The 25,572-nt window shown below is 71.0% G+C and carries 20 protein-coding genes and 1 pseudogene; 14 read left to right on the forward strand and 7 right to left on the reverse strand.

Going from position 1 to position 25,572, the window contains the following annotated elements; genetic code table 11:
* Nucleotides 1-123 precede the first annotated feature (123 nt).
* The 7 genes and pseudogenes from ACZ6DL_RS15080 to ACZ6DL_RS15110 all read right to left on the reverse strand — a co-directional run bounded on the left by ACZ6DL_RS15080 (nt 124) and on the right by ACZ6DL_RS15110 (nt 8,490).
* The gene (locus tag ACZ6DL_RS15080) at nt 124-2,256 is read right to left on the reverse strand and encodes a RecQ family ATP-dependent DNA helicase (RefSeq protein ID WP_466051456.1); all 2,133 of its coding nucleotides are present in this window, start codon (nt 2,254-2,256) and stop codon (nt 124-126) included.
* A 61-nt stretch (nt 2,257-2,317) separates the two neighbouring features.
* On the reverse strand, nt 2,318-2,803 hold the full coding sequence (locus ACZ6DL_RS15085; RefSeq protein WP_466051458.1) for a hypothetical protein: 486 nt from the start codon (nt 2,801-2,803) through the stop codon (nt 2,318-2,320).
* 116 nt (nt 2,804-2,919) lie between these two features.
* Nucleotides 2,920-3,852, reverse strand: coding sequence for an alpha/beta fold hydrolase (locus tag ACZ6DL_RS15090; RefSeq protein WP_466051460.1), 933 nt, complete (start codon nt 3,850-3,852; stop codon nt 2,920-2,922).
* Between the two features lie 46 nt (nt 3,853-3,898).
* Nucleotides 3,899-5,122: an RtcB family protein gene (locus ACZ6DL_RS15095; protein ID WP_466051461.1), complete on the reverse strand. Its 1,224-nt coding sequence runs from the start codon at nt 5,120-5,122 to the stop codon at nt 3,899-3,901.
* A gap of 93 nt (nt 5,123-5,215) precedes the next feature.
* The gene (locus ACZ6DL_RS15100) at nt 5,216-6,295 is read right to left on the reverse strand and encodes an amidohydrolase family protein (protein WP_466051463.1); all 1,080 of its coding nucleotides are present in this window, start codon (nt 6,293-6,295) and stop codon (nt 5,216-5,218) included.
* A 1-nt stretch (nt 6,296) separates the two neighbouring features.
* On the reverse strand, nt 6,297-7,667 hold the full coding sequence (locus tag ACZ6DL_RS15105; RefSeq protein WP_466051464.1) for a type I glutamate--ammonia ligase: 1,371 nt from the start codon (nt 7,665-7,667) through the stop codon (nt 6,297-6,299).
* A gap of 51 nt (nt 7,668-7,718) precedes the next feature.
* Nucleotides 7,719-8,490 (reverse strand): annotated as a pseudogene (locus ACZ6DL_RS15110) (PfkB family carbohydrate kinase).
* A 160-nt stretch (nt 8,491-8,650) separates the two neighbouring features.
* Between ACZ6DL_RS15110 and ACZ6DL_RS15115 the strand changes: the two are divergent.
* The 14 genes from ACZ6DL_RS15115 to ACZ6DL_RS15180 all read left to right on the forward strand — a co-directional run bounded on the left by ACZ6DL_RS15115 (nt 8,651) and on the right by ACZ6DL_RS15180 (nt 25,550).
* The gene (locus tag ACZ6DL_RS15115) at nt 8,651-9,916 is read left to right on the forward strand and encodes a glutamate-5-semialdehyde dehydrogenase (protein ID WP_466051466.1); all 1,266 of its coding nucleotides are present in this window, start codon (nt 8,651-8,653) and stop codon (nt 9,914-9,916) included.
* Nucleotides 9,917-10,006: 90 nt separating this feature from the next.
* Nucleotides 10,007-10,888, forward strand: a complete 882-nt coding sequence (locus ACZ6DL_RS15120; RefSeq protein WP_040865516.1) for an AAA family ATPase — start codon at nt 10,007-10,009, stop codon at nt 10,886-10,888.
* Nucleotides 10,889-10,891: 3 nt separating this feature from the next.
* Nucleotides 10,892-12,319, forward strand: coding sequence for a vWA domain-containing protein (locus tag ACZ6DL_RS15125; protein ID WP_357037230.1), 1,428 nt, complete (start codon nt 10,892-10,894; stop codon nt 12,317-12,319).
* Nucleotides 12,320-12,328: 9 nt separating this feature from the next.
* Nucleotides 12,329-12,670 (forward strand): MmcQ/YjbR family DNA-binding protein, encoded by a 342-nt coding sequence (locus ACZ6DL_RS15130; RefSeq protein ID WP_466051468.1) that lies wholly within the window; start codon nt 12,329-12,331, stop codon nt 12,668-12,670.
* A 53-nt stretch (nt 12,671-12,723) separates the two neighbouring features.
* Complete coding sequence (locus ACZ6DL_RS15135) at nt 12,724-14,574, forward strand: HSP90 family protein (protein ID WP_466051470.1); 1,851 nt, start codon at nt 12,724-12,726, stop codon at nt 14,572-14,574.
* Nucleotides 14,575-14,576: 2 nt separating this feature from the next.
* Nucleotides 14,577-16,538, forward strand: a complete 1,962-nt coding sequence (locus tag ACZ6DL_RS15140; protein WP_466051472.1) for a hypothetical protein — start codon at nt 14,577-14,579, stop codon at nt 16,536-16,538.
* A 103-nt stretch (nt 16,539-16,641) separates the two neighbouring features.
* Nucleotides 16,642-17,283 (forward strand): nicotinate-nucleotide adenylyltransferase, encoded by a 642-nt coding sequence (gene nadD / locus ACZ6DL_RS15145; protein ID WP_084499312.1) that lies wholly within the window; start codon nt 16,642-16,644, stop codon nt 17,281-17,283.
* Between the two features lie 28 nt (nt 17,284-17,311).
* Entirely contained in the window at nt 17,312-17,722 is a 411-nt protein-coding gene (rsfS, locus tag ACZ6DL_RS15150; protein WP_393235573.1) for a ribosome silencing factor, read from the forward strand.
* A complete protein-coding gene (locus ACZ6DL_RS15155; protein ID WP_373283853.1) occupies nt 17,719-18,378 on the forward strand; it encodes a histidine phosphatase family protein in 660 nt (219 codons plus the stop codon). The genes rsfS and ACZ6DL_RS15155 overlap by 4 nt, the downstream gene beginning before the upstream one ends.
* A gap of 745 nt (nt 18,379-19,123) precedes the next feature.
* Nucleotides 19,124-19,819, forward strand: a complete 696-nt coding sequence (gene octT, locus ACZ6DL_RS15160; protein WP_062976586.1) for a diglucosylglycerate octanoyltransferase — start codon at nt 19,124-19,126, stop codon at nt 19,817-19,819.
* Nucleotides 19,820-19,822: 3 nt separating this feature from the next.
* Nucleotides 19,823-20,665, forward strand: a complete 843-nt coding sequence (locus tag ACZ6DL_RS15165) for a DegV family protein (RefSeq protein ID WP_466051475.1) — start codon at nt 19,823-19,825, stop codon at nt 20,663-20,665.
* A gap of 72 nt (nt 20,666-20,737) precedes the next feature.
* Nucleotides 20,738-21,223, forward strand: a complete 486-nt coding sequence (locus ACZ6DL_RS15170) for a GNAT family N-acetyltransferase (protein WP_466051477.1) — start codon at nt 20,738-20,740, stop codon at nt 21,221-21,223.
* A gap of 722 nt (nt 21,224-21,945) precedes the next feature.
* A complete protein-coding gene (locus ACZ6DL_RS15175; RefSeq protein WP_466051479.1) occupies nt 21,946-22,785 on the forward strand; it encodes a ComEA family DNA-binding protein in 840 nt (279 codons plus the stop codon).
* A gap of 59 nt (nt 22,786-22,844) precedes the next feature.
* The gene (locus ACZ6DL_RS15180) at nt 22,845-25,550 is read left to right on the forward strand and encodes a ComEC/Rec2 family competence protein (protein ID WP_466051481.1); all 2,706 of its coding nucleotides are present in this window, start codon (nt 22,845-22,847) and stop codon (nt 25,548-25,550) included.
* Nucleotides 25,551-25,572 lie beyond the last annotated feature (22 nt).

Below are 25,572 nucleotides of genomic sequence, written 5' to 3' on the forward strand. Positions count from 1 at the left end.
GATTGCCGCTGGGCTTCGTAGCGTATATGTGGCGAACGATTCGACGGACGCCGGTAGACGTGTTCGACGGCGCCGGGCGACCCTCTCTGTGGGGGAGGTAGGAGACCGGCCTGAGTCCGCAGACTATGTCGGCGTGGCCAGGGCGAACGGGAGGATGGCGTCGGCGCCGGCCGCTCGGAGTGCGTAGGCGGCGACGGTGAAGGTCCAGCCGGTGTCGGTGATGGTGTCGACCAGCAGGATCGGGCCCGGCACGTCGGTGAGGTCGGGGATCTCCCAGGAGTCGAACAGTCCGGCTACGCGGTGTGCTGAGTTGGCCGCCGAGACGGCTGGGCGGTCGGGGCGGGTGCGCAGGGTGCCGAGGTCCCGCAGGCGGCCGACCTCGGCCAGCCGGGCGGCGAGGGTGGCGGTGAGCACAGGATAGCGCGGGGATTCCAGGGCGAGTACCGACCTCGGGCGGGTGGCCCAATTCCATTCGCGCAGCACGGCGACGCAGGCGTCGAAGACCGCGTCGGGGACCGGATCGTCCGGGCCGTCGAGCAGCGCGCGCAGTCGCTGCCCCCAGCCCAGGTCGGTCAGCCTGCCGAGGACGCGGCCGGTCTCGGCGCCGCCGGTGATCTTGCCGGACAACGGGATTCCCAGCTTGGCCATGCCGGTGGGCCACTGTTTGCGGGGCGCGAGATCGATGCCGGGGCGGTCGAGCCGGGCCTTGGTGGCGGCCACCGCGTCGGCGGCGACGGTGCGGTCGGGGCGGCTGCCGGTGCAGTTGTCGCAGCGGCCGCAGCCGGGCGAATCCGCCGCGTCGGCGGACAGTCCCGGGTCGTCGAGCTGGCGGCGCAGGAATTCCATCCGGCAATCGGTGGTGGATTGGTAGTCGATCATGGCCTGCTGTTCGGCCTCGCGGGCGATGGACAGGCGCTCGTAGCGCTCGGTGTCGTAGGTCCACGGACGGCCGGTGGCGATCCAGCCGCCGCGCACGCGGCGCACCGCACCGTCCACGTCGAGCACCTTCAGCACCATCTCCAGCCGGGAGCGATTCAGCTCCACCAGCGGCTCCAATGCCGCGGTGGACAACGCGCGGTTGGAGTCCAGCGCGTCGAGCACGGCGCGCACGATGTGCTCACGGGGGAACGCGACGGAGGCGAAGTAACTCCAGATGCGCGCGTCCTCGGGGCCGGGGAGCAGGATCACCTCGGCCCGGTCGGTGCCGCGCCCGGCGCGTCCCACCTGCTGGTAGTAGGCGATGGGGGAGGACGGCGCGCCGACGTGCACCACGAACCCGAGGTCGGGTTTGTCGAAGCCCATGCCCAGCGCGGAGGTGGCGATGAGCGCCTTCACCTCGTTGTTCAGCAGCGCCGCCTCCAGAGCCTCGCGTTCTGCGGGGTCGGTCTGCCCGGTGTAGGCGGCGACGGTGTGGCCGTGCGAGTTCAGTACGTCGGCGAGATCGTGCGCGGCGGCGACGGTGAGCGTGTAGACGATGCCGGAGCCGGGCAGCCGGTGCAGATGGCCGCTGAGCCAGGCGGTGCGTTCCACGGCGTCGTCGAAGCGGACCACCGACAGGTGCAGCGATTGGCGATCCAGCGTGCCGCGCAGCACCAGCGTGTCGGTGCCGATCTGGGTGGCGACGTCGGTGACCACCCGGTCGTTGGCGGTCGCGGTGGTCGCGAGTACCGGGACGTCGGAGCCGAGGTCGGCGATCAGCGTCCGGATGCGCCGGTAGTCCGGCCGGAAGTCGTGGCCCCAGTCCGAGACGCAGTGCGCTTCGTCGATCACCACCAGCCCGGCGTCGGCGGCGAGCCGGGGCAGGACCTGATCGCGGAAGTCCGGGTTGTTCAACCGCTCCGGGCTGACCAGCAGCACGTCGACCGCGCCCGCGGCGACGTCGGCGTGGATCTCGTCCCACTCGGTGACATTGCCGGAGTTGATGGTCGCCGCGACCACCCCCGCGCGCTGCGCCGCCGACACCTGGTTGCGCATCAGCGCGAGCAGTGGCGACACGATCACCGTCGGCCCGCGCCCCGCCCTGCGCAGCAGCTTCGCGGCGATGAAGTACACCGCCGACTTTCCCCAGCCGGTGCGTTGCACGACCAGCGCCCTGCGCCGCCGAACGACGAGCGCCTCGATCGCGGTCCACTGGTCCTCCCGCAGCCGAGCGCCCGCCCCGGCGAGCTCACGCAGCAGCTGTTCGGCGTGCTCGCGCAGGTCGGGGGCAGTGAGGTCGATCGAAGACGCGCCGGTGGCCGTGGTCATGCGCTCCATCGTGCCCGACGACTCCGACAGGTGGCCGCGCGCCCGACCGCCGCCACACCGGGCTCGCCGACTACCGGGTCAGCCGGGCGGCGCCTTCCGGCCACACGATCTCGACCGGCACGTCACGCCGGCGAGCGAGCGCGACCACGGATCCGGTGCCGCCGCGCTGCCCGGCCGCGCCGTCCCATACCGCGATCAGCCGATCACACGACGCCAGCATCGTCTCGTTCGCCGCTTCGTAGGCCTCGAGCCCCGCGTCGTCGAAGTCCATCACTCGTACCGCCGCCGCGCGATCGACCAGTTCGTCGAAAAGGTCGGCCTGGTCGGGCCGCACCTGCGCTTCCCGGTAGTTCCGCGACGGCAAGATCACTTCGAGCCGCCCACCGGCATCCAGTACAGCCTTGGCGAACATCGAGTCGGCGCCGCGGGCGAGGCAGCTCACGCCGACCAGGTCCGCGGCGGCGTACGCGGCGAGACGTTCACCGATCACGGCGCACACCAGCGGCTCGGTGGCAGGTGTGAAGTTCGTGTGCCCGGTGACCCCGATGCGCACCATGCAGGCTTCTCCTATGCCGTCTTCACCTGCGGTCTCGCAGCTCAGCCCCGAGTTTCACATACTCGCCGGCACGCCGGGTGCGCATCCTTCCCACGCGCTGGCGCCGCCGGTCGGACTCAAGCGGGGTGCGCGGTCGCCGCCGCCAGCTCGGCCAGCCGGGCACGGACCAGGTCCGGGCGTTCCTCGATGATGAAGTGGCCGCAGTCGCGGACCAGTTCGAGCCGGTAGTCGTCGGCGCGGGCGGTTTCGGCGGAGGCGAGCGACGGATGGATCGCCGCGTCCTCGACGCCGAACAGGGCCAGGATCGGCACCCGGGCTCGCCGTTGTTCGCCGTGCCCGGCCGATCGGGGCACTTCGCGCAGCAGGAATGTGCGGTAGGTGTCGGTCGCCGTGCGGGCGCAGACGGGGTCGCGGAAGCGGTCCGCGTATGCCCGGATCACCTCGGGTCCGAACGCCTCGCGATGGCGTACCGCACCGGCGAAGACGAACTGCTCCAAGAAGCGGGTACGCCGGTGCAGGTAGGTGCCGAACGCCGCGACGGCGGGCTGGTAGAGCAGGAACCGCCACGCATGCGGGAGAAACGCGCGCGGCGTCTGCCACGGGTGAGCGATGTTCAGCGCCAGCAGCGCGTCGAAGCGCTCCGGCTCGCGCAGCACGAGCAGGTGGGCGATGTAGCCGCCCCAGTCGTGGCCGACCAGCAGGACGCGGTCCAGGCCGAGCGCGTCCAGCAACGCGAGCAGGTCGGAGGCGACGTCGTCCTTGGCCCACCGGTGCGGGGCGGGGCCCGACCAGCCGTACCCGGGCAGATCGGGCGCGATGATCCGCAACCCGTCCGGTGGATCGGCGAGCAGGTGACGGTAGGCGTAATGATGCTCGGGCCAGCCGTGCAGCGCGAGCACCGGGCGTCCGTCCGCCGGACCCGCCTCGGTGACGTGAAAACGCACCCCGCGGGCGGTCACCTCCGACCGGCGCACGCCGGGAATCTCCGGCGGCCCCGCCGCCGGGTCGGAACCCGGAGCGGGGGCGAAGAAGGACGGCCGCCAAGGCATACCCGATGGTATCCAGGAAGCGGCCGGCGGATCCAGACCGCGACGGTCAGCCCTTCACGCAGAGCACCTGACGCAGCGTCGCGACCACGTCGACCAGGTCGCGCTGTGCCTCGATGACCTCGTCGATGTCCTTGTACGCGGCCGGGATCTCGTCCACCACGCCCGCGTCCTTGCGCGACTCGACGCCCTCGGTCTGGGCGATGAGATCGGCCACGGTGAACTGCTTCTTGGCCGCGTTGCGGCTCATCCGCCGTCCCGCGCCGTGCGAAGCCGACTGGAACGAGGCCGGATTCCCCTTGCCGCGCACCACGTACGAGCGAGTACCCATCGAGCCGGGGATCAGCGCGAGATCACCCGCGCCCGCGCGCACGGCGCCCTTGCGGGTGACCAGCATCGGCACGCCGTCGATCAGCTCCTCCGCCACATAATTGTGGTGGCAGCTGATGGGCTGCTCGAAACGCACTCCACGCTGGGCGAATTCGGCGGCGACCGCACGGCAGACCAGGGCGAGCATCACCGCGCGGTTGCGCGCCGCGTACTCCTGCGCCCAGGTGAGGTCGCGGCGGTAGGCCTCCATCTCCGGCGTGCCGGAGACGAAGACCGCCAGGTCGCGGTCGGGCAGATCGATGTTGTGCGGCAGCGTGCGCGCGATCGCCATGTGCCGCTCGGCGAGTTCCTTGCCGATGTTGCGGCTGCCGGAGTGCAGCAGGATCCACACCCGCTGCTCCTGATCCAGGCAGACCTCGATGAAGTGGTTGCCGCCGCCGAGCGTGCCCATCTGCTTGTGCGCCTTGGACTCGCGCGGCTGTACCCGGGCGTCCAGCGCGCCGAACGAACCCCAGAAACGCTCCCAGCCCGCCCGCAGCGTCGTAGTGCTCGCGCCGAGCCCGGCGACCTGGGAGCCGAGCCGGGTGACGTCCACGGCGTCGTGATGGGCCTGGAAGCCGACCGGCACCGCCGCCTCGATCCGCGACCGCAGCGACCGCAGGTTGTCGGGCAGATCCGCGGCGGTGAGGTCGGTGCGCACGCTCTCCATGCCGCAGCCGATGTCCACGCCGACCGCGGCGGGCGACACCGCGTCCTTCATCGCGATCACCGATCCGACCGTGGCCCCCTTGCCGAGGTGCACGTCGGGCATCACGCGGACGCCGTGGACCCATTTCAGCGCGGCGATGTTGCGCAGTTGCCGCAGCGCGGACTGCTCGACCTCGTGCTCGTGGGCCCACATGAGCGTCTGCGCCTTGGTGCCGCGCAGCTCGACGGGAAACATGGTCTCGGTCCTTCCGTTGGTCTTCACTGTCAACGGTAGGGACCGGCGGCGCCCGGCGCACCCGAATATCCGACCGACCGGGACGGTGGAGGGTCAGCCCACGGGGTGTGCGAATCGTGCCCGGTAGACGCGCCCGGCATTCCCGTGGGCAATGGCGTTGACCAGCACTTCGGCGTCGGCGGTGGTGATCGCGTCGTCGGCGATCCACTCGTCGATGAGCTTGCCCAGCCCGCGCCGCCAGAGCAGGGCGCCGAGGTAGTGCAACTCCGGGAGCCCGTAGCCGTCCGAGGAGTAGCACAGTGCCCGGAACGGGGCGAGTTCCAGCGTCTCGGCGAGCACGGCTCCGGCCCGCTGCCCCACATAGGGAATGGTCAGGCCGAGATCCAGGTGGACGTGATCGAAGACGTGCGCGAGGTAGGCGGCATGGCGATGGAAGGGCCAGCAGTGCAGCAGCATCACCGACAGCCCGGTGCCCGCGGTCCGGCGCAGGAAATCGGTGAGCAGCAGCGGGTCACTGTGCCGGAGGCGCAGATCGGGGTCGCCGAACCCGGTGTGGAATTGCAGAGGCAGACCGAACTCGGCGCCGATCCGCGCCCCGAGACCGACCAGCCAGCCGAGCACGTGCGGATCGGTGAGCCGGTGTTCGGGCGCGAAGCTGGTCGGCGGGTGATCCCGCACCGGGAAATCCAGACCGCACCGGTAGGCGACGATCGTCTTCAATCCGACGGCACGGGCGGCCCGCGCGCGCAGTTCCGCCTCGATCCGCTCGTAGACCCCGGACACCGCGCCGACCTGGGCGACGACCCGCTCGGCCACCTCCTCCAACCGGACCACCTCGCGTACCTCGCCGTCCACCAGGGCAGCGAAATCCGCCGTGCCGCCGCCGATTCCGGTGTCCAAGCACCACCGGGTCACCCCGGTGGCGCGCAGCAGTCGCGCGGCGACCTCCCTGGCGCCGAGCCGGGTGCGATGACGCAGGTAGACATCCGGGCTGACATGGGCGGGCAGGTCGAGCGCGGGGGCGCACCAGCGGCGCACCGCGAGCCCGATCGCGGAATCGAAACTCCCGTGCGCGCCCTCGCCGAGCAGGCGCTCGAAGCCGCGCCGGTCCAGGTTCTCGGTGCGGACGCCGTGGCAGTGGTGATCGGTGAGCCGCACCCCGTCGGTGAGCATGTCAGAACCGCCAACGTGTCAGGGCGACCAGCGTTTCGGCGCTCGCGGCGGCGTACCGCTCGTTCTCCGCGCGGCGCACGGTGAGCAGCGCGTCGTGCAGTTCGGCGCCCATGGCGTCGGCCAGCACCTCGGACGCGGCGAGGTGGTCGGCGGCTTCGGCCGGTGTAGTGGGTAGGCGGCGCACATCCGACATCATGCGTGCTTCGGCGTCGAAAGTCGCGGGATCCCCGGTGATCTCGGCCGGAAGGCGTAAGCGTTCGGCCACACCGGCGAGCCCGGCCGCGATCACCGACCCGACGATCAGGTACGGATTACCCGTCGCGTCGAGACATTTGATCTCGGCGTTGGCGGCCCACCTCTCGGTGCCGCGGACTCCGGTGACGAAGCGCAGCGCGGCCTCTCTGGTCTCGCGGCCCCAGCACTGCCAGACCCCCGCCCAGCGCGACGGCGCCAGCCGCAGGAAGCTCGCCGGATTGCCCGCACCGACCGCGACCAGCGCGGGCAGTTCCCGCAACACTCCCGCCAGGAACGCCTCACCGGTCCGCCGCATGCCGTGCGGGCCGTCGCCGCCCGCGAACAGGGGGCCCTCCTCGTCGGTCACCGACAGGTGCAGGTGCGCTCCGGAACCGGCGCCGCCCGGCTCGATACATGGGGCGAGCAGCGCCCGCCAGCCGTGGCGCGCGCTCATCTGACGGATCGTATGCCGGACCAGCACCGCCTGGTCCGCGGCGGCGACCGGCTCGGACGGTTCGACCGACAACTCCAGTTGCGCGAGCGCGTATTCCGGATGGAACTGCGCCACCGCCACACCTTGCCGTTCGAGCGCGGCGACCAGGTCGGCGGCGTATTCGGCGACCTGCCCGAGCCGCACCATGCCGTAAGCGGGGCCGTGGATCGCGGGTGTGAAGCCCTCGGTGCCGTCGGCGCGGCCCACTGCCCATTCGGTTTCGAAGGCCATGGCCAACCGCAGACCGGCGGCCTGCGCCGCAGCCGTCTGGCGTGTCGCGAAGTGGCGCTGGCAGGCGACGAAACGGGTGCCGTCCTGGGTGTATTTGTCGGTGGGCGCCCACGCCCAGCCGGGCTGGCAGGCCAGTTCGGTCAGCCCGGCCAGATCCGGGATGAGCCGCAGATCGCCGTCGGGGCCGCCGAGATAGCGCCCGACCGCCATCACGTCGTCGAAGGCGAAGGTCTCGAAGCACGGCGAAACCCCGACGCCGTACCGGGACGCGCGATCCAGCCGCTTCCCCGGGACGGCTTTCACGCGCGTGATGCCCGCGTTGTCCACGAAGCTCAGGGCGACCATGGACGCGTCGACCCCGTGAATCAGAGCGGTGTCGCCGTCGGCGGGGATGCGATCCGGCGTGGTGGCCATGCCCTCACGATATCGGCTCGGGCGCAGCGGGAGCCGTCGTGGCGCGCGCCCCTACTCCGCGGCCATGGCGGCGGTGATCTCCTCGCGGGCGGGGATCGAACTGCTCGCGCCCAACCGGGTCGTCGCCAGCGCTCCGGCTGCGCACGCCCAGGTCAGCGCCCATTCGGGGCCGCGATGCCAGGCCGCGGCCAACGCATCGGTGAACGCGTCGCCCGCCCCGGTGGTGTCGACGACCGCCACGCGCGGGCTGGGCCGGGACAGGCGGGCGCCATCCGGTCCGCGACAGTCCGCGCCCGCCGCCCCGCGGGCGACGACCACATGCGCGACGGCGTCGAGAGCCGCCCCCAGTTTTTCGGCCTCACCCGAATTCAGCACGGCGACATCGACATTCGCCCACAGTTCGGCGGGCGAGGGCGCACCGGCGAAGGGTTCAGCAGCACCTTTGTGTCGTGCGCACGGGCGTGGCGGGCCGCGGCGGCGACCGTTTCGACCGGAATCTCCAACTGGCACAGCAAGATATCGGCGCCCCCGACGACGATGATGCTGTTCTCGCCGTCGTCGTACACCACGATGGTGGCGATGCCGCTCGGCCCGGCGACGGTGCGCAGCCGGTCGGCCGACACCCCCGCGGCGGTCAGCGCGCCGCGCGGTTCGCCCGCGAAGACGTCGTCGCCGACCGCTCCGAGGAAGCGGACCGCGCCACCCGCTCGCTGCGCGGCAATGGCCTGATCGGCACCTTTCCCGCCGGCACCATGGCGAAGCCGCTGCCGAGGACCGTCTCGCCGGGGACGGGCCTGCGCGCCGTCGTGGTCACCAAATCCATGTTGATGCTGCCGAGCGCCACGATCGCGGGAGCGTCCGGTTCGACCGTCACATCGCCGGACGGTAGTCGCCCGGCTCGGGCCGCGCACGTGACCGCGCGCCCGCGTCGGCGCGGCCCAGCGGGTGGGATCGGCGCCGCGCCCCTTGCGTAGGCTGTACCCATGACGGTAGGAACGACCACCCAACCGGATGTCCGTGCGGTGGTGCACGAGGCCGCGCGCAAGGCCAGGGTCGCGTCGCGGGCGTTGGCCCAGCTGACGACCGCGCAGAAGAACGACGCGCTGCACGCCGCCGCCGACGCGCTGCTCGCCGCCGCCGATCGGGTGCTGGCCGCCAACGCCGAGGACATCGCCGCGGCGCGGGCCGCGGGCACCGAGGAGTCGCTGCTGGACCGGCTGCGGCTGACCAAGCCCCGCATCGACGGGATCGCCTCGGGGTTGCGTCAGGTGGCCGGGCTGCCCGATCCGGTGGGTGTGGTGGTGCGCGGCTCGACCCTGGCGAACGGGCTGGAGATCAGGCAGGTGCGCGTGCCGCTCGGCGTGGTGGGCATGGTGTACGAGGCCCGGCCGAACGTCACCGTCGACGCGTTCGGGCTCGCGCTCAAGTCCGGTAACGCCGCTCTGCTGCGCGGCTCGTCCTCGGCGGCGCGGTCCAACGCCGCGCTCGTCGCGGTGCTGCGCGAATCGCTTGTCACGCAAGGTATCCCGGCCGACGCCGTGCAGCTGCTGCCGAGCGGGGACCGGTCCAGCGTCACCCATCTGATCCAGGCCCGCGGACTGGTCGACGTCGTCATTCCGCGCGGGGGAGCCGGGTTGATCAACGCGGTCGTCCGCGACGCGCAGGTGCCCACCATCGAGACCGGCACCGGCAACTGCCACGTCTACGTGCACGCCGCCGCCGATCTCGCCATGGCCGAGCGGATCCTGATCAACGCCAAGACCCGCCGTCCCAGCGTGTGCAACGCGGCCGAGACCGTGCTGATCGACGCCGCCATCGCGGACACCGCGCTGCCGCGGCTCACCGACGCGCTGGAGCGGGCCGGGGTCACCATCCACGGTGATCTCCCCGGCCAGGTTCCGGCCACCGACGCGGACTGGGGCGAGGAGTACCTCACCCTGGACATCGCGCTCAAGGTCGTCGACGGCCTGGACGCGGCGGTGGAGCACATCAACACCTGGGGCACCGGCCACACCGAGGCCATCGTCACCGGCGACCTCGCCGCGGCGCGCGAGTTCACCGGCCGGGTCGACGCCGCCGCCGTGATGGTGAACGCCTCCACCGCTTTCACCGACGGCGAGCAGTTCGGCTTCGGCGCCGAGATCGGCATCTCCACCCAGAAACTGCACGCGCGCGGTCCGATGGCCCTGCCGGAACTGACCTCGACGAAGTGGATCGTCTGGGGCGAGGGGCAGATCCGGCCGGTCTGACCGGTGTGCGCGGCGGCCGCGGACGATGCCGAGTCGGTGTCCGCGCCGCGCTGCCGTAGCGTGGGGGATGGTTCGGAAGAAAGGTGCCGGGTGGTGTCGGAGAGCGCAGTACAGGAGCCGGTCTTCTCGTCGGTGGAAGACGTGCTCGAACGGTTGGCGAGCACGGGCTACCTGGCGGACAAGGCCACCGCCACCTCGGTGTTCCTGGCCGATCGTCTGGGCAAGCCGCTGCTTATCGAGGGACCGGCGGGTGTCGGCAAGACCGAGCTGGCGCGCGCTGTCGCGCAGACCTCGGGCGCGGAGCTGGTGCGCCTGCAGTGCTACGAGGGCGTCGACGAGGCCCGCGCGCTGTACGAGTGGAATCACGCCAAGCAGATCCTGCGCATCCAGGCCTCCAGTGAGAACGACTGGCAGGAGACGAAGGCCGACGTCTTCACCGAGGAATTCCTGCTGTCGCGCCCGCTGCTGACCGCGATCCGGCGCACCGATCCCACGGTGCTGCTGATCGATGAGACCGACAAGGCCGACGTCGAGATCGAGGGCCTGTTGCTCGAGGTGCTCAGCGATTTCGCGGTGACGGTGCCGGAGCTGGGCACGATCACCGCCAGCCGAAAGCCGTTCGTGGTACTCACCTCGAACGCCACGCGGGAGCTGTCCGAGGCGCTCAAGCGCCGCTGCCTGTATCTGCACCTGGACTTCCCGGACGAGGAGCTGGAGCGGCGCATCCTGGCCAGCCGGGTCCCGGAGCTGTCGGCGGCCGTCGCCGCGCAGCTGGTGCGGATCGTGCACGTACTGCGCGGCATGCAGTTGAAGAAGCTGCCCTCGGTCGCTGAATCGATCGACTGGGGCCGCACGCTGCTGGCGCTGGGCCTGCGTGACCTGGACGACACGACCGTTCGCGCCACTCTCGGTGTGGTCCTCAAACACCAGAGCGACCACCAGCGCGCGCTGGCCGAACTGAAGCTGGCCTGAGCCGTGGCGGCCGGGTCGGTCCCCGCCGAGGTCGCGTCGCTGAGCGCGCCGCACGGTATTCCGGGGCATCTGGTCGGCTTCGTGGAGGCGCTGCGGGCGCGCGGCATACCGGTCGGCCCCTCGGAGACGGTCGACGCGGGCCGTGTGGTGACCGTGCTCGACCTGATGGACCGCGAGGTCCTGCGCGAAGGGCTGGCGTGCTCGTTGCTGCGGCGCACCACCCACCGGGCGACCTTCGACGGCCTGTTCGACCTGTGGTTCCCGGTCGCCGTCGGGGAACGCGCCGCGGCGGAGGACGAGATCGAGATCCCGCACACCCGCTCGGGTGATGTGGACATCCCCGCCCTGCGCGAACTGCTCGCGCAACTGCTGGCGCAGGAGTCGGCGACCCCGCAGCTGGAGGCGCTGGCCGCGCAGCTGGTCGAGCAGCTGGGCCAGTACCAATCCGCCCGCGGCCCGTCTTTCTCGTCGTATCAGGCGCTGAAAGAAGTACAGCCGCAGACGTTGCTGGCGAAGATCCTCGCGGGTATGGCCCTCGGCCCGGACGCGAGCGAGTTCGACGCCGAGATCGCCCGCCGCGCGGCCCGCCAGCGCATCGCCGGTTTCCGCGCGACCGTCGAGGCCGAGACCAGGCGGCGGGTCGCCGAGCGGATCGGCCGCGAACGTGTGGCGAGCTACGGCGTGGCCCGCCAGGCCGAAGAAGTCGATTTCCTGCGCGCCTCGGAAGCGGAACTTTCCGAGCTCAAGCGCAGCACCCAGCGTTTGGCTCGCATCTTGGCCGCGCGCCTCGCCGCGCGCCGCAGGCACGCCCGCCGCGGTGCCATCGACCTGCGCCGGACCCTGCGCGCATCCATGTCCACCGGCGGGGTCCCCATCGATCTGGTGCACCGCAAGCCGCGACCGGGCCGCCCGGAACTGGTGCTGCTGTGCGACGTCTCCGGTTCGGTGGCCGGCTTCAGCAACTTCACGCTGCTGCTGGTGAGCGCGCTGCGCGAACAGTTCTCCCGGGTGCGCATCTTCGCGTTCGTCGACCAGATCGACGAGGTGACCCGATTCTTCGACCCGCACACCCAGCTGGATCGGTCGATGGCCCGGATCTTCGGTGAGGCGAGCGTCGTCGGGCTGGACGGGCACTCCGACTACGGCAACGCGCTCGCCGGGTTCGCCAGGGATTACCCGGATGCCGTCACCAGCCGCAGCTCGCTGCTGATCCTCGGCGACGCCCGCACGAACTATCGTGACCCCGAGTTGAACACGCTACGGTCGCTGGTCGAGGTCGCCAAACACGCGCACTGGCTCAATCCGGAACCGCGCAGCCAGTGGGGCTCCGGCGATTCCGCCGCCGACAAGTATCGCGACGTGATCGAGATGCACGAATGCCGCTCGGCCAAACAGCTCACCGCGGTTGTCTCGCGGCTGCTGCCGGTGTAGAAGACCGGCATGGACGATGCCGCGCTGCTGAACTACTGCCTGGCCAAGCCGGGCGCCTGGCAGGACGAGCCGTGGGAAGGCGACGTGGTCGCCAAGGTCGGCGACAAGATCTTCGCTTTTCTCGGCGCGACGTCGGTCGGGCTCAAATGCGGACGGACTCGCGAGGAGGCCGACGAGCTGGTCCGGGTGTATCCGGACGACGTGGCGGCCTCGGCCTATATCGGGCGATACGGCTGGAACGTCATCCAGTTCGGCGGCGCCGTCTCGGATAACGAACTGTACGAGCTGGTCGATCTCTCCTACGAGGCCGTCGTGCGCAAGCTGCCGAAGAGCAAGCGCCCGACCCTCTGATCGAAAGGGTTCGTTAAGCGAACCTTTGGCGTGCGCCGACAAGATCGGCGGCCATGGTGAACAGAACGCCGCACGATCCGGCGGCGGTGCACAACAACTATTCGTTCCAGGTCGACTTGCGCGGGATAGTCGATCTGCTCTCGCATCACCTCTACTCCAGCCCGCGGGTCTACCTCCGTGAGCTGTTGCAGAACGCTGTGGACGCGGTCACCGCTCGCAACCGGCTGGATCCGTCTGCGCCCACCGCGATTCGGCTCACCGTAGGCGAAACCGGCCTGCGGATCAGCGATCCCGGCATCGGCTTGACCGAGACCGACGTCCACCGGTTCCTCGCCACCATCGGCCGCTCGTCCAAGCGCGACGACATCGAAGGCGCACGACGGGAATTCCTCGGGCAGTTCGGGATCGGCCTGCTGGCCTGCTTCACCGTCGCCCAGACCATCCGAGTGGTCAGCCGATCGGCCACCGACCCGACGGCGCCGCCCGTCGAGTGGCTGGCCTCGGCCGATGGTACCTATTCGGTGCGCGCGCTCGACTCGGCGGACTACGCCGAGCCGGGCACCTCCGTATGGCTCACCGCGCGTGGGGGAGCGCGGGAGTGGTTCCGGCCACGGCGGGTGACCGATCTGGCGCGTGAGTTCGGGTCGCTGCTGCCCTACGAGGTGACGGTGGAGTCGGACGCAGGGGTGACGACGGTCACCGAGGGTGTCCCGGTCTGGCGGCGCGTGTTCGCGTCGGCGGACCAGCGCAGGGCCGCCCTGCTCGATTATGGGCGCCGGACGCTGGGCTTCCCCCCGCTCGACGTCATCGAACTCGAGGCCGGTGCGGCCGGGGTCAGCGGTGTCGCCTATGTGCTGTCCCAGCCGGGAAACCCGTCCGACAGCAGTGCGCACCGGGTGTACCTGAAGGGAATGTTGCTCGGCGACGCGGTGCGCGGCGTACTGCCGGACTGGGCGTTCTTCGTGCGCGGGGTGATCGACACCGACACGCTGCGCCCCACCGCGTCGCGGGAGGGGCTCTACGAGGACGAGCGGCTCGCCGTGGTGCGTGAGGTGCTCGGCGATCGGATCCGTGACTGGCTCACCGAGATCGCCGCCGAACAGCCCCAGCGGCTGGCCGCGTTCCTGTCCGTACACGCGCTCGGAGTGAAGGCGATGGCCAGGCATTCGGCCGACCTGCTGCGGATCATGCTGCCGCATCTGCATTTCGAGACCACCGACGGGCGCGTGCCGCTCACCGAGTTCACCCGCAACCACCGCACCGTGCGGGTGACCGCGACGGTGGAGGAGTTCCGTCAGGTGGCGGCCACCGCCGCCGCGCAGGGGATCGGCGTCGTCAACGGTGGTTACGCCTACGACCGCGAGCTGGTCGCGCAGCTGCCCCGGCTGCTACCCGGCGTCGAGGTGGTGGACCTGGACGTCGGCGCGATCACCGCGGCGCTCGACCCGGTCGACCCCGGCGAGGAATTGGCCCTGGCCCCGGTGCTGGCGCTGGCGCGGACCGTGCTCGACCCGCTCGCGTGCGATGTGATCGTGCGCGCATTCCACCCGGTCACGGTGCCCGCGCTCTACCTCGACGGCCGCGCCGCCCGCAACGAACGCGCCAGGGCGCAGACCGCCGAGGACGCCGACGAATTGTGGGCCGAGATCCTCGGCGCGTTGGCGGTCACGACGCCGCGTGCTCAGCTCGTGCTCAACCATCACAGCCCGATCGTGCGCAGGTTGTCCCGCATCGGCGACCCGGCCTTCCTGAGAACCGCGGTCGAATCGCTCTACGGCCAAGCGCTGCTGATGACCCACCGTCCGCTGAGCGCGGCCGACACGGCGTTGCTCAACCGCGCCTTCGCCGAATTCCTCGGCTGGGCCACCCAACGCGCCGCCGACCGCGGCGAAGAGACGGAGTGAGCATGGACGCCGCCGAGATCAACGCCGCACTGGCGCACATCTACGCGCTGCCGCACGGCCGGACGCGGACCGAGCGACTGGAGACCCTGGCCGCGGCCGCGAAAACCGGTCCGGATCGCGCGCTCGAAGGCAGGGTGCTGCTGGAGCTGGCGCAGTCCTACACCTACGCGGGCGAACGCGATCTGGTGCCCGTCGTCTACGGCAGGTTGCTGCGCGTCTACGACGATCATCCCGCCGAATTGGGCTCGATGACGCATTCGGTGCACTGGTACCTGAAATGGATGACCTGGGGCATGATCGACAACCCGTCGATACCGCTGTCCACGATCGATCGCTGGTTCGACGAGCTGGACAACCGCTACCGGCAGCGCGGCTACAGCCTTCGCCCGGTGCTGGCGCTGCGCTCCGAACTCGCTCGCGAGATCGGTGACCCCGCGGCCGCCGCCGCGTGGCTGGCGCAGGCCAGGGCCGCCGCGCGCGACAGCATGTCCGACTGCGACGCCTGTGAGCGCAGCGAATGGGGTGTGACGAGCGTGTCCCTCGGTGACGACGAGGCCGGGCTGGCGCAGTGGAAACCCGTGCTCGACGGCGACCGGTCGTGCGCCGAGGAACCGCACCGCGTGCTGGCCGAGGCATTGCTCCCGCTGGTGCGCACCGGGCGCGTCGCGGCCGCGCGCGGCGCGCACCTGACCGGGTACCCACTGGTCCGGCACACCGAGGACCTGCGCCCTTCGGTGGCGTTGCACGTGGAATTCTGCGCGCTGACCGGCAACGAGGCGCGCGGGCTGGAGATCCTCGCCGAACACGCGAGCTGGCTGGCCGATTCCAGCGCCGACGCGGGCGCGCGGCTCGCGTTCGCGACAGGTGTGTGCGTGCTGCTGCGCAGGCTGGTCGCGCTGCGACTGGGCGATCTTCCGCTGGCGGACGGGACGGTGGAATCGGTGCGCGCGAGGCTGGAAACCGAGATCGGCGCGCTGTGCGCCCGCTACGACGCCCGCAACGGCAACAGCGCGGTCAGCCTGCGCACGGCCGCGCGGCTCGCCGCCGAGCCGCTGCTCGAGTGGCTGCCGCTCGGTGTCCGCAGCACGCTGCCTCGCGCCGCGCACACGCCGGACGGCGGTCCGGCGGCCGACGACTTCTCCGGTGATCGAACCGGTGAGGTGCGCAGGCTGGCCGAACTCGGCGCCGCCCGGCTCGCCGATACGCCCGAGGAGGCGGAGGCGCATCTGCGGGAAGCGCTGGCGCTCGGCACGCCGGTGCTGACCGGGGAGGAGGCCGCCCAACTCGGCGCGCAGCTGGTCATCGCCATCGCGAGCCAGCCGGACCGCGAGCTCGATCTGGCCGACGTCGCGGTGCGCGCCGCCGCGCGCTGGGAGGGACTGTCCGAACCGGACGTGCTGCACCACACCGTGGTCGCCGCGCGCGCGTTCCACCGCGCCGAGCGCCACGGCGAGGCGGTCGCCCTCTTCGAACAGGCGCTGGCCGGCGGTGCCCTCCCGTATCCGTCCGGCGAACTGGCGGTGGTACGCGCGCAGTTCGGCCGCTCCCTCGACGCACTCGGCCGCCCTCGCGAGGCCGCGCGGCAGTTCCTCGAAGGGGCGCGTCTGGTCGAGCACGATCCGGAACAGACGAAGCTGCACGCCGAGCTGGCGTGGTCGGCCGCAGGCGCGCTCGAGCACTGCGGGCAGGACGAGGAGGCGGTGGCGGCCTACCACCGCGCCGCCGAGCTGTGGGCCCGGCTGGGCGCGGTAGCGGCGCGGGCGGCTTGCCTACGGTCGGCGGCATGGCTCCAGGTGTCGCCCGGAGCCGATCCCGAACCCTGGCTCACCTCCATGCGGACGCTGACCGCCGAGCTGGCCGTGCTGGCCGAACGGTCGGCCGAGGCGGCGGAGGAACTCGCGCATACCCGCGAACAACTGGCTCGCATGCTGCGAATCGGCGGCGTGCCGGAAACCAGCGCCTGAGGCTTGCGGCGGACCGGACTGCGGGCGGGTGTCCACAGTTCGGTGCCCGCCCCTCGCTGACCGGCCCGTGCGGGCCGTGCGCGACCCGTTAAGCTCGGCAGTCATGCACGAGAGAGGTCGGCGCGGCCGCAAGCTCGGGGTGATGGGCGGCACGTTCGACCCCATCCATCACGGGCATCTGGTCGCCGCCAGCGAGGTCGCGCACCGGTTCGACCTGGACGAAGTGATCTTCGTCCCGACCGGGCAACCGTGGCAGAAATCGCACAAACAGGTCAGCCCGGCCGAGGACCGGTATCTGATGACCGTCATCGCGACCGCGTCCAATCCGCGGTTCTCGGTGAGCCGCGCGGACATCGATCGCGGCAAGATGACCTACACCGTCGACACCCTGCGGGAGATGCAATCGGCGCATCCCGGTGCCGAGCTGTACTTCATCACCGGTGCGGACGCGTTGGCCAGCATCCTGACATGGCAGGATTGGGCGGAACTGTTCGACCTGGCGAAGTTCGTCGGGGTGAGCCGTCCGGGGTACGAGCTGAACATCGATCACCTTCAAGAGCATCTGCGGGATCTTCCGGCGGATGCGGTGACCATGATCGAGGTCCCCGCGCTGGCGATCTCGTCGAGTGAATGCCGTCGCCGCGCCGCCGAGAACCGGCCGGTGTGGTACCTCGTCCCCGACGGCGTGGTGCAGTACATATCGAAGCGGCACCTGTATGTGCCCGGAGCAGCGGAAGGTAGCTGAGCGTGAGCGAGCGCAGCGAGGTGCGGGCATGACGGCGTCGACCGAATCGGTGGAGATCGCGCAGGTCGCCGCGCTGGCCGCGGACGAGAAGCTGGCGTCGGACGTGGTGGTGCTCGACGTGTCCGAGCAGCTGGTGATCACCGACTGCTTCGTGATCGCGTCGGCGCCCAACGAACGCCAGGTCAACGCCATCGTCGACAACGTGGAGGAGAAGCTCCGCGCGGCCGGGCACAAGCCGGTCCGGCGCGAGGGCACCCGCGAAGGCCGCTGGGCGCTGCTGGACTACGTCGACGTCGTCGTGCACATCCAGCACAACGACGAGCGCAATTTCTATGCGCTGGAACGTTTGTGGAAGGACTGCCCCGTCGTGCCGGTCAGCGGCCTCACCGGGCCTCCGGAGACACGCTCGGCGGCGACGGAGGACGAGGCGCGATCGTGAGCAGACATGCCGGCGTGCGCACCTTGATCCTGTTGCGCCACGGGCAAACCGAATGGAACGCCGCCGACCGGATGCAAGGCCAGATCGACACCGATCTCACCGAACTCGGTCGCAGACAGGCCAAAGAGGCCGCACGCGAACTGGTTTCGCGCAACGCCATCGCGATCCACTCCTCGGACCTGCGCAGGGCCTTCGACACCGCGACGGCACTTGCCGAGCACACCGGCCTCACCGTCGTGCCCGACACCAGGTTGCGGGAGACCAACCTCGGCGACTGGGAGGGCCTGACCCACCTGGAAGTCGACGCCGACTACCCGGGCGCGCGCATGACGTGGCGGCTGAACGCGGACTACACCCCGCCCAACGGCGAGAGCAAACTCGAGGTCGGTGCGCGGTCGCTGCCGGTGGTGCGGGAGTTGCTGGTCGAGCGACAGGATTGGCCTGGCCGGACTATCATCCTGGTGGCGCACGGCGGGCTGATCGCCGCCCTCACGGCCGCGCTGCTCGACCTGCCGCCGCAGAACTGGCCGATCCTCGGAGGACTGGCCAACACCAGCTGGGTGCAGCTCAGCAGTCACGGTCCGAGCATCGAACAGCCCGGCTGGCGTCTGGATGTGTGGAACGCAGCGGCGAAGGTAGCACCGGATGTCCTCTGAAGAGCCGATCAGATCGGTCCCCGACGAACTGTTCCGTAAGGTGTCGGCCAAGCCCGAACGGCAGTTGCCGGACGCGTTGTTCGGCGGCCCGGCACCGGCTGCCCGCGAACCCGAGGCAACGTCCGAGGACGCCTCGGGCTCGGCCGTGGAAAACAACGGCCGGTCCGAGTTCGCCGAGGAATCCGACGTGGAGGACGGCATCGTCGCCGGAGCGGAGCCGCGACTGCACGCCGCCGCCGACACCTCGCCCGTCGCCACCACGAGCGACGCCTCGGAACCGGTTGCCGAGTTGGCGGAAGCGCTCGGCGAATCGGTGGCTTCGGCTGCGGACGGAGCCGGGGCAGCGGATGCCGAATCTTTCGCCGCAGCACCGAATGGATCCGCGGAGTCCGGCGAACCGGTTGCCATGAACGCGGTGGAGGCGATCGCGGAATCGATTGCCGCAGCGCCGATCGGGTTCGCAGCAGAGCCCGGTGAACCGGTTGCTATGGCGGCGGACAAGCTCGCGGCCGACGCGCTAGCCGAATCTGCCGCGCCGGATGGGCTGGCAGCAGTGCTCGGCGAATCGGTGGCGGACGGGTCCGCGGCCGACGCGATCTCCCAGCCCACCGACGCCGTGATCGAACCCGCCACCGCGTCGACCGGACCCGCCGTGTCAGGGGAAGTCGAACTCGCGGCGTCCGAGCCGGCCGCTGAATCCCTCGCCGCCGACGAGCCGGCCGAAACACGCGAAGCCGCGCGCCCGGTGCTGCTCGTGATCGCCGACTCGCTCTCCTACTTCGGGCCGAAGGGCGGACTGCCCGCCGACCATCCGCGCATCTGGCCGAACCTGGTTGCCGCCGAGCTCGATTGGGACGTCGAGTTGGTCGCGCGGATCGGCTGGACCTGCCGCGACGCCTACTGGGCGCTGATCGGCGATCCCAGGGTGTGGGCCGCGGTGCCGCGTGCGGGTGCGGTGGTCTTCGCGGTCGGCGGTATGGACACGCTGCCCTCGCCGCTGCCCACCGCCCTGCGCGAGCTGATCCGCTATGTGCGCCCGCCTGCTCTGCGCCGCGTCGTGCGCGCCACCTACAACTGGTTGCAGCCCAAACTCTCGAAACTCGGCAGGCCCGTGGCGCTTCCGCCGAAGGTGAGCGTCGACTATCTGGAACAGTCCCGCACGGCGCTGGCGCAGTTGCGCCCCGGCCTGCCCGTTGTCGCGGTATTGCCGTCGGTGCACGACTGCGCGGCCTACGGTCGCGTGCACTCCGGTAGGCCACGGGCCGTCGAGGCACTGCGTGCCTGGTCGGGCCGGACCTCGGTGCCGCTGGTCGACCTCGGTGAAGCGGTGCGCGACAACATCTTCTCCGGCGAGGCGAACCCGGACGGCATCCACTGGGGCTGGGACGGGCACACGGCGGTGGCCAACGCGATGGTGAAGACCCTGCAGGAGGTTCGGTAGTCCGTGGCAGTCGTGGTCGTCACCGATTCGTCCGCCGGCCTCCCTGCCGAACACCTCGACGAACTGGATATCGCCGTTGTCCCGCTGCACGTCCTGGTCGGTGACCGGGCGATGCGGGAAGGCGTGGATCCCGTCGATATCGACTATGCCTCCGACACCGTGACCACCTCCGCCCCCTCACCCGGTGAGCTGCGCGAGGTCTACGAGCGGGCCTGGGAGCGTAGCGGCGGCGACGGCGTTGTCGCGGTGCATCTTTCCCGTCGGCTGTCCGGGACCTGGGAGGCCGGGCGACAGGCCGTGCGCGACATGGACGCCGCCGACCGCGTCCGCCTGGTCGACTCGCTGGGGGCCGGGCTCGCCACCGGGCTGCCCGCGCTGGCCGCCGCGCGCCGAGCTTCGGGCGGGGCGCCGCTGGACGTGGTCTACGACGCGGCGGTCGCCGCCGCCGCGCGTGCCCGCACGTTCATCCTGGTCAATCGCACCGAGCAGCTGCGCCGCGGCGGCAGGCTGTCGTCGGCGGCCACGTTCTTCGGCAGCGAGCTGGTCACCAAGCCACTGTTGCACATCGTCGAAGGGCGGCTGGAACTGCGCGAGAAGGTCCGGACGCGCTCCAAGGCGTACACGAAACTCGTCGCCGCGGCGGTCGACGCGGCCGGCGAGGACGGCGCCGCGGTGGCCGTGCAGCACCTCGGTGCCGAGGACGCCGCGCAGACCGTCGCGGGCCAGTTGCGCGAACTCGTCCCCGGCATCAGAGAACTCATCGTCGCCGAATTCGGACCCGCGCTGGCGGTGCACTTGGGGTTGGGGGCGCTGGGCGTGCTGGTGGTGCCGGGCGGGTGCCACTGAACGTCGCCGAACACAGCAATCTCGGTGATCCGAATGCGGGCGGGCTGTTCGTCGTGTGGTTAGCGTCGGGGCATGAGTGTGTCGAGGCCGCGGCTCCGTTCGCCGCTCACCGTGACCTCGGTGGACTGGGAGCATCCTGACGCGGTGACATTGCGCGCGGAGATGGCTGCCGAGGTCGGGCCGCGCTATGCCCACCTGGCAAAGCAGCTGTCCACGAATCCGAATGCCATCGACCCGGCCACCGTGCACAGCACCTTCGTCGCTTACTCCGGCGGTCCGGTCGGCCATGCCGCCCTGCGGTGGAACGCGGGGGAACTCGAGGTCAAGCGGATGTTCGTCCGTTCCGCGCACCGTGGCTCCGGCGCCGCGGCCGTGCTGCTCGCCGCCGCCGAGGATGCCGCCCGCACGGCCGGGCAGCCTCGCCTGATACTGCAAACCGGTCACCTGCAACCGGAGGCCGTTCGCTTCTACGAGCGCAGCGGCTATCACCGTATTCCGATCTTCTCGCCGTATGAGGTACTGCCCTTGTCGAACTGCTTCGCCAAGGATCTGGGCTGAGCCGGGAATTCCTCTGATCCTCCGTCGGCCGCGGCATCGGCGTGGCCGGTCATCTGCTCGCCGTGTTGCGGTGCCGCATGGTGGGCGTCGACAGGTTGGGCGAGTTGTGCACAGCGCTCCGGTTATCAACAGGTTCGCCGAACCCGCTGGTCGGACGGATTTTCCGGCCGCGTGTCGGCACTACTGTCGCCGCCATGTCACGACAGGACGAACGCGAGCGGGTACGACGGCGATTGGGTGAACTGACCGCCCGGGTCGGCGCGAGCAGAACGGCCGGTGTTGGCACCGAGACGACGTCGCCGGAAGCCGATCGGGCACCGTCTATTCGGGCGACGGCACGATCCCACAGCGGCGAATCCGGACAGAGGATCGGGCAGCCGGATCGTGCGGGCGAGTCGAGTACCGCCCGGGCGGCCGCCCAACGCGTGGGGCGGTCCGGCGCGGGGGCGCGTTCGCCGCTTCTCCGCGAAACCTCCTCACTCGCAGCGGTTTCAGGATCGGCGAGTCGCACGCCGCAGGTCGATCGCCCCCAGCCGGTGGCTGGGGAAGCGCCGTCCACATCTCGTTCCGGCGGGACAGCGGTGGAAACCCGGGCGACCGGATCCGGGGAGGACGAGGACTGGCGCGGATCGACACACGAAGGGGGCTTCGCCGATGGTATTACGCAACAGGATGAACCAGGGCCGGACGATACTTCCGGCGGGGCGGGAAAATGGAATCTCATGCGGTTGCCCGGCCATCCGGCCCCCGACCGGGAGTCCGAAGACGATGTCGGTCGCGTTCGGTCCCCCGGCTGGCTGGCGGAGCCGGTGACCGGGCCCGACTGGCGGCACCGCCTCGTGCCCGAACGGTTGCGGGGCATCCGATTCGATCCGGGGCGTCGCGGGGTGCGTGCGCTCGCGCTCGTCGGGCTCGCCGCGATGGTCGTCGCAGGCGTGATCGTTTTCCGCGAGCGCCCGATCGCCCAGCCGGTGCCACCGTTGGCGCTCGGGCAGGCCGTCGCCTTGGCAACACCGGGCACTGCCGCTTCGGCGAGCGCCGTCGCGGCACCACGGGAGCGCGTCGACCCGACCCCGCCGACGCCCGAATTGGTCATCAGCGTGGTCGGCCTGGTCCAGCGCACCGGTTTGGTCCGCCTCCCCGAAGGGTCGCGTGTCGCCGACGCGCTCGCCGCGGCGGGCGGCCCGAGCGCGGGCGCGGACACCACTGGCCTGAATCTCGCGCAGCGGTTGTCGGATGGCGACCAAGTGCTGGTCGGACCGGTCGCTCCGAGCCCCGGCGGGCCGCAGCAGAGCAGCAGCACGATCGGTGCGGGCGGGCGTCCGTCCTCCGGATCCGCCGCCACACCGAGCCGCCCGTCGGGCCCGGCGGGTCGGATCGACCTGAACACGGCCTCCGAATCCGACCTCGACGCTCTTCCCGGTGTCGGGCCGGTCACCGCCCGCGCCATCGTCAGCTGGCGTGCGGCAAACGGACGCTTCACCTCCGTCGAGCAACTCGGCGAGGTCGACGGCATCGGCCCGGCCCGGCTGGCCCGGCTGCGGGAGCTGGTGCGGGTATGACCGCAGGCGGTTTGATCGAGCTGGTTCGCCGGAGGCTTGGATCTCGTGCGGAGTCGCCGGTGGCCGGCACGGGCGAAGGCGTTCGAGGTTCGGAGCAAGGCGTCGCGGCGGAGGATTCCGGCACTGTCCAGGTGCTGGACGCCCGCCTCTTGCCGGCCGCGCTGTCCTGTTGGGGCGCAACGATCGTGGCTGTGACGGCGGGGTGGCGAGCCGGAGTGGGACTGGCGGCCGCGTTGACGATTTCGGCTATCGGGTTGTGGGTTCTGCTGCTGTGGGCGATCGCGCACCGTGGCGAACGTCGGCGAGCGGTAGCGGTGGTGGCCCTCGCGGCTGTGGTACTGGGGGCGGGCTTCGCGGCTGCCGCGGCATGGCGGGAACATCGGGTGGTGAGCCATCCGTTGCGGGCGGCGGCGGGGCAGTCGCTGCGTGTGGTGATCACCCCGACGGACGACCCGAAACCACTGCGTGCCAGGGTCGCCGGTGCGGACCGGCAGTGGGTGGTCCGGGCGGATCTGCGCGAATACCGGCGCGGGGGTGTGACGGTGCGGGCCGGTGGCGCGGTGGTCGTCCTGGCTTCCGGACCGGAGTGGGCCCACGTGTCGCCGGGCGGCCCGGTCGAGTTCCGGGCCCGGGTGGACCAGCCGCGGCGGCCCGACCTCACCGTCGTCACGCTGCACGCACAGGGAGCACCTGTCGCCGCGGGGCCGCTGCCCTGGTGGCAGCGCATCGCCGATTCGGTGCGCACCGATTTCGCGGCATCGGCCATGCGGGCACTGCCGCCCGACGCCGCAGGGTTGTTGCCCGCGCTGGTCGTCGGTGACACCTCGGCGCTGTCCGGACAGGTGCGCGACGACTTCGAGATCGCCGGGCTACAGCACCTGACCGTGGTCAGCGGCGCGAATTTCACCATCCTGCTCTCCGTCGTGTTGTTCGTCGTGCGCGTGCTGACCCTCGGCCCGCGCGGCGCGGTGGCCGTCGCCGCCGCGGCGCTGCTCATGTTCGTCGTCGTCGCGCGGCCGGACCCGAGCGTGCTGCGCGCCGGTGCGATGGGCGCGATCACCCTGCTGGCTGTGCTCACGGGCCGTCGTAAGCAGGCGCTGCCCGCGCTGTGCGCCGCGATCATCGCGCTGCTCGCCCTGTGGCCCGGGCTCGCGGTGAACGCGGGGTTCGCGCTGTCGGTGTTCGCGACGGGCGGCCTCATCCTGCTGGCGCCGAGCTGGGGCGACTGGTTGCTTGCCAGGGGATGGTGGCGCGTGCCCGCCGAGATAGTCGCCGTGTCCGCCGGGGCGTTCGTGGTCACGACGCCGATCGTGATCGCGCTCACCGGACGGCTCAGCCTGGTCGCGGTGGTCGCGAATGTCCTTGTCGCCCCGGTCATCGCGCCGATCACCGTCGTGGGGGCGGGTGGTGCGGTGCTCGCGAGCCTGTGGTCGCCGCTAGCCGACCTGGTCTTACGTTGCGCTACGCCGCCGCTGTGGTGGTTGCTGTGGGTGGCCCGCCACGCGGCCGCGCTGCCCGGCGCATCCGTCGCGGTGCCGGGTGGTGTGGCGGGCGGGCTGATCGCGGGTGCCGTTGTGGCGGGCGCGATCGCGGGCATGCGTGCCCGAGCCGTTCGGCGGATCGCCGCCGCGATGGTGCTCGGCGTCGCGGTGGTGCTGGTCCCGGTGCGGCTCTGGCATCCGGGCTGGCCGCCGAGCGGTTGGATTCTCGCGGCATGCGATGTCGGCCAAGGCGACGGCCTTGCCCTGTCGGTCGGTCCCGGCGCCGCCATCGTCATCGATGTCGGACCGGATCCGCGCCCGATCCGCACTTGCCTGGACCGGTTGGGCATCTCGCGCATCCCGCTGCTGATCCTCACCCATCCGCACGCGGACCACATCGACGGGCTCACCGGCGCACTGCACGAGCGTGCGGTCGACGCGATCGCCGTCGGAATCCACGAGCTCGACGGTCTTGCGCCGCCTGCTCCGCCCGGCCCCGGCCGGCCGACTTCCGAAGCCGATCCCGGCTGCGGCTCCGTGCCGACCGCTGCACCGGCCGCGTATGCACCGGGGCTTATCGGTGCCGCGAAGCGCGATGCGGAGAATCATCGCACCCCTCTGACCGGCCGGAGAGACGCGCGAAGGCTGCTGCCGGGCATCTACGAGCACTCCTCCCACGGGAGCAGGCGCGAGCAACTCGATTGTGATCCAGCCGAATTCGAGAGCAAAAGGTCGGTGCGCCCATCGGGTGACGCCCGTACTCCTGCCTCGGGGCTCGCGCAGGTCGCGGCCATCGCCAGAAGCGCGGGAGTACCGCTGCTGGAGTTGTCGGCCGGGCACCTCCTGAGTTTCGGGTCGATCGAACTCGAAGTGCTCGCGCCGTCCAGAAGCGGTCCGCGACCCGTCCGGGGCGCCGAAACCGAGGACGCCAACGACCGTTCGGTGGTCGTCACCGCCCGCACGCCCGCGGGCCGGATCCTGCTCACCGGGGACATCGAAGCATCCGCGCAGCGGGCTCTGATGCATGCCGGGATCCCCATCCAGGCGGACATCCTCAAACTCCCGCACCACGGATCACGCACAACCACCAAAGAATTCCTGGACGCGGTACGGCCCCGCCTGGTGCTCGTCAGCGTCGGCGCCGACAACACCTTCGGCCATCCCAACCCCGCCGTCCTCGCGGACCTGTCCGCCCTCGGCGCCATGGTCTCCCGAACGGACCGGGAAGGCGACATCGTGGTGTCCGGCAGCGGCGGACATCTCCGCGTGACGAGGTCACGATGATCCGGCAAGCATGCGGAATAGT

The sequence above is a fragment of the Nocardia sp. NPDC041819 genome, from assembly GCF_055590505.1.

What these genes read in the sequence shown, in the direction of transcription:
- ACZ6DL_RS15100 (WP_466051463.1), bottom strand. Translation starts at nt 6,295, where the DNA reads ATGCTCACCGACGGGGTGCGGCTCACCGATCACCACTGCCACGGCGTC.
- ACZ6DL_RS15105 (WP_466051464.1), bottom strand. Translation starts at nt 7,667, where the DNA reads ATGGCCACCACGCCGGATCGCATCCCCGCCGACGGCGACACCGCTCTG.
- ACZ6DL_RS15130 (WP_466051468.1), top strand. Translation starts at nt 12,329, where the DNA reads ATGGACGATGCCGCGCTGCTGAACTACTGCCTGGCCAAGCCGGGCGCC.
- ACZ6DL_RS15170 (WP_466051477.1), top strand. Translation starts at nt 20,738, where the DNA reads ATGAGTGTGTCGAGGCCGCGGCTCCGTTCGCCGCTCACCGTGACCTCG.
- ACZ6DL_RS15115 (WP_466051466.1), top strand. Translation starts at nt 8,651, where the DNA reads ATGACGGTAGGAACGACCACCCAACCGGATGTCCGTGCGGTGGTGCAC.
- ACZ6DL_RS15140 (WP_466051472.1), top strand. Translation starts at nt 14,577, where the DNA reads ATGGACGCCGCCGAGATCAACGCCGCACTGGCGCACATCTACGCGCTG.
- rsfS (WP_393235573.1), top strand. Translation starts at nt 17,312, where the DNA reads ATGACGGCGTCGACCGAATCGGTGGAGATCGCGCAGGTCGCCGCGCTG.
- ACZ6DL_RS15090 (WP_466051460.1), bottom strand. Translation starts at nt 3,852, where the DNA reads ATGCCTTGGCGGCCGTCCTTCTTCGCCCCCGCTCCGGGTTCCGACCCG.
- ACZ6DL_RS15175 (WP_466051479.1), top strand. Translation starts at nt 21,946, where the DNA reads ATGCGGTTGCCCGGCCATCCGGCCCCCGACCGGGAGTCCGAAGACGAT.
- ACZ6DL_RS15135 (WP_466051470.1), top strand. Translation starts at nt 12,724, where the DNA reads ATGGTGAACAGAACGCCGCACGATCCGGCGGCGGTGCACAACAACTAT.
- nadD (WP_084499312.1), top strand. Translation starts at nt 16,642, where the DNA reads ATGCACGAGAGAGGTCGGCGCGGCCGCAAGCTCGGGGTGATGGGCGGC.
- ACZ6DL_RS15080 (WP_466051456.1), bottom strand. Translation starts at nt 2,256, where the DNA reads ATGGAGCGCATGACCACGGCCACCGGCGCGTCTTCGATCGACCTCACT.
- ACZ6DL_RS15095 (WP_466051461.1), bottom strand. Translation starts at nt 5,122, where the DNA reads ATGTTTCCCGTCGAGCTGCGCGGCACCAAGGCGCAGACGCTCATGTGG.
- ACZ6DL_RS15085 (WP_466051458.1), bottom strand. Translation starts at nt 2,803, where the DNA reads ATGGTGCGCATCGGGGTCACCGGGCACACGAACTTCACACCTGCCACC.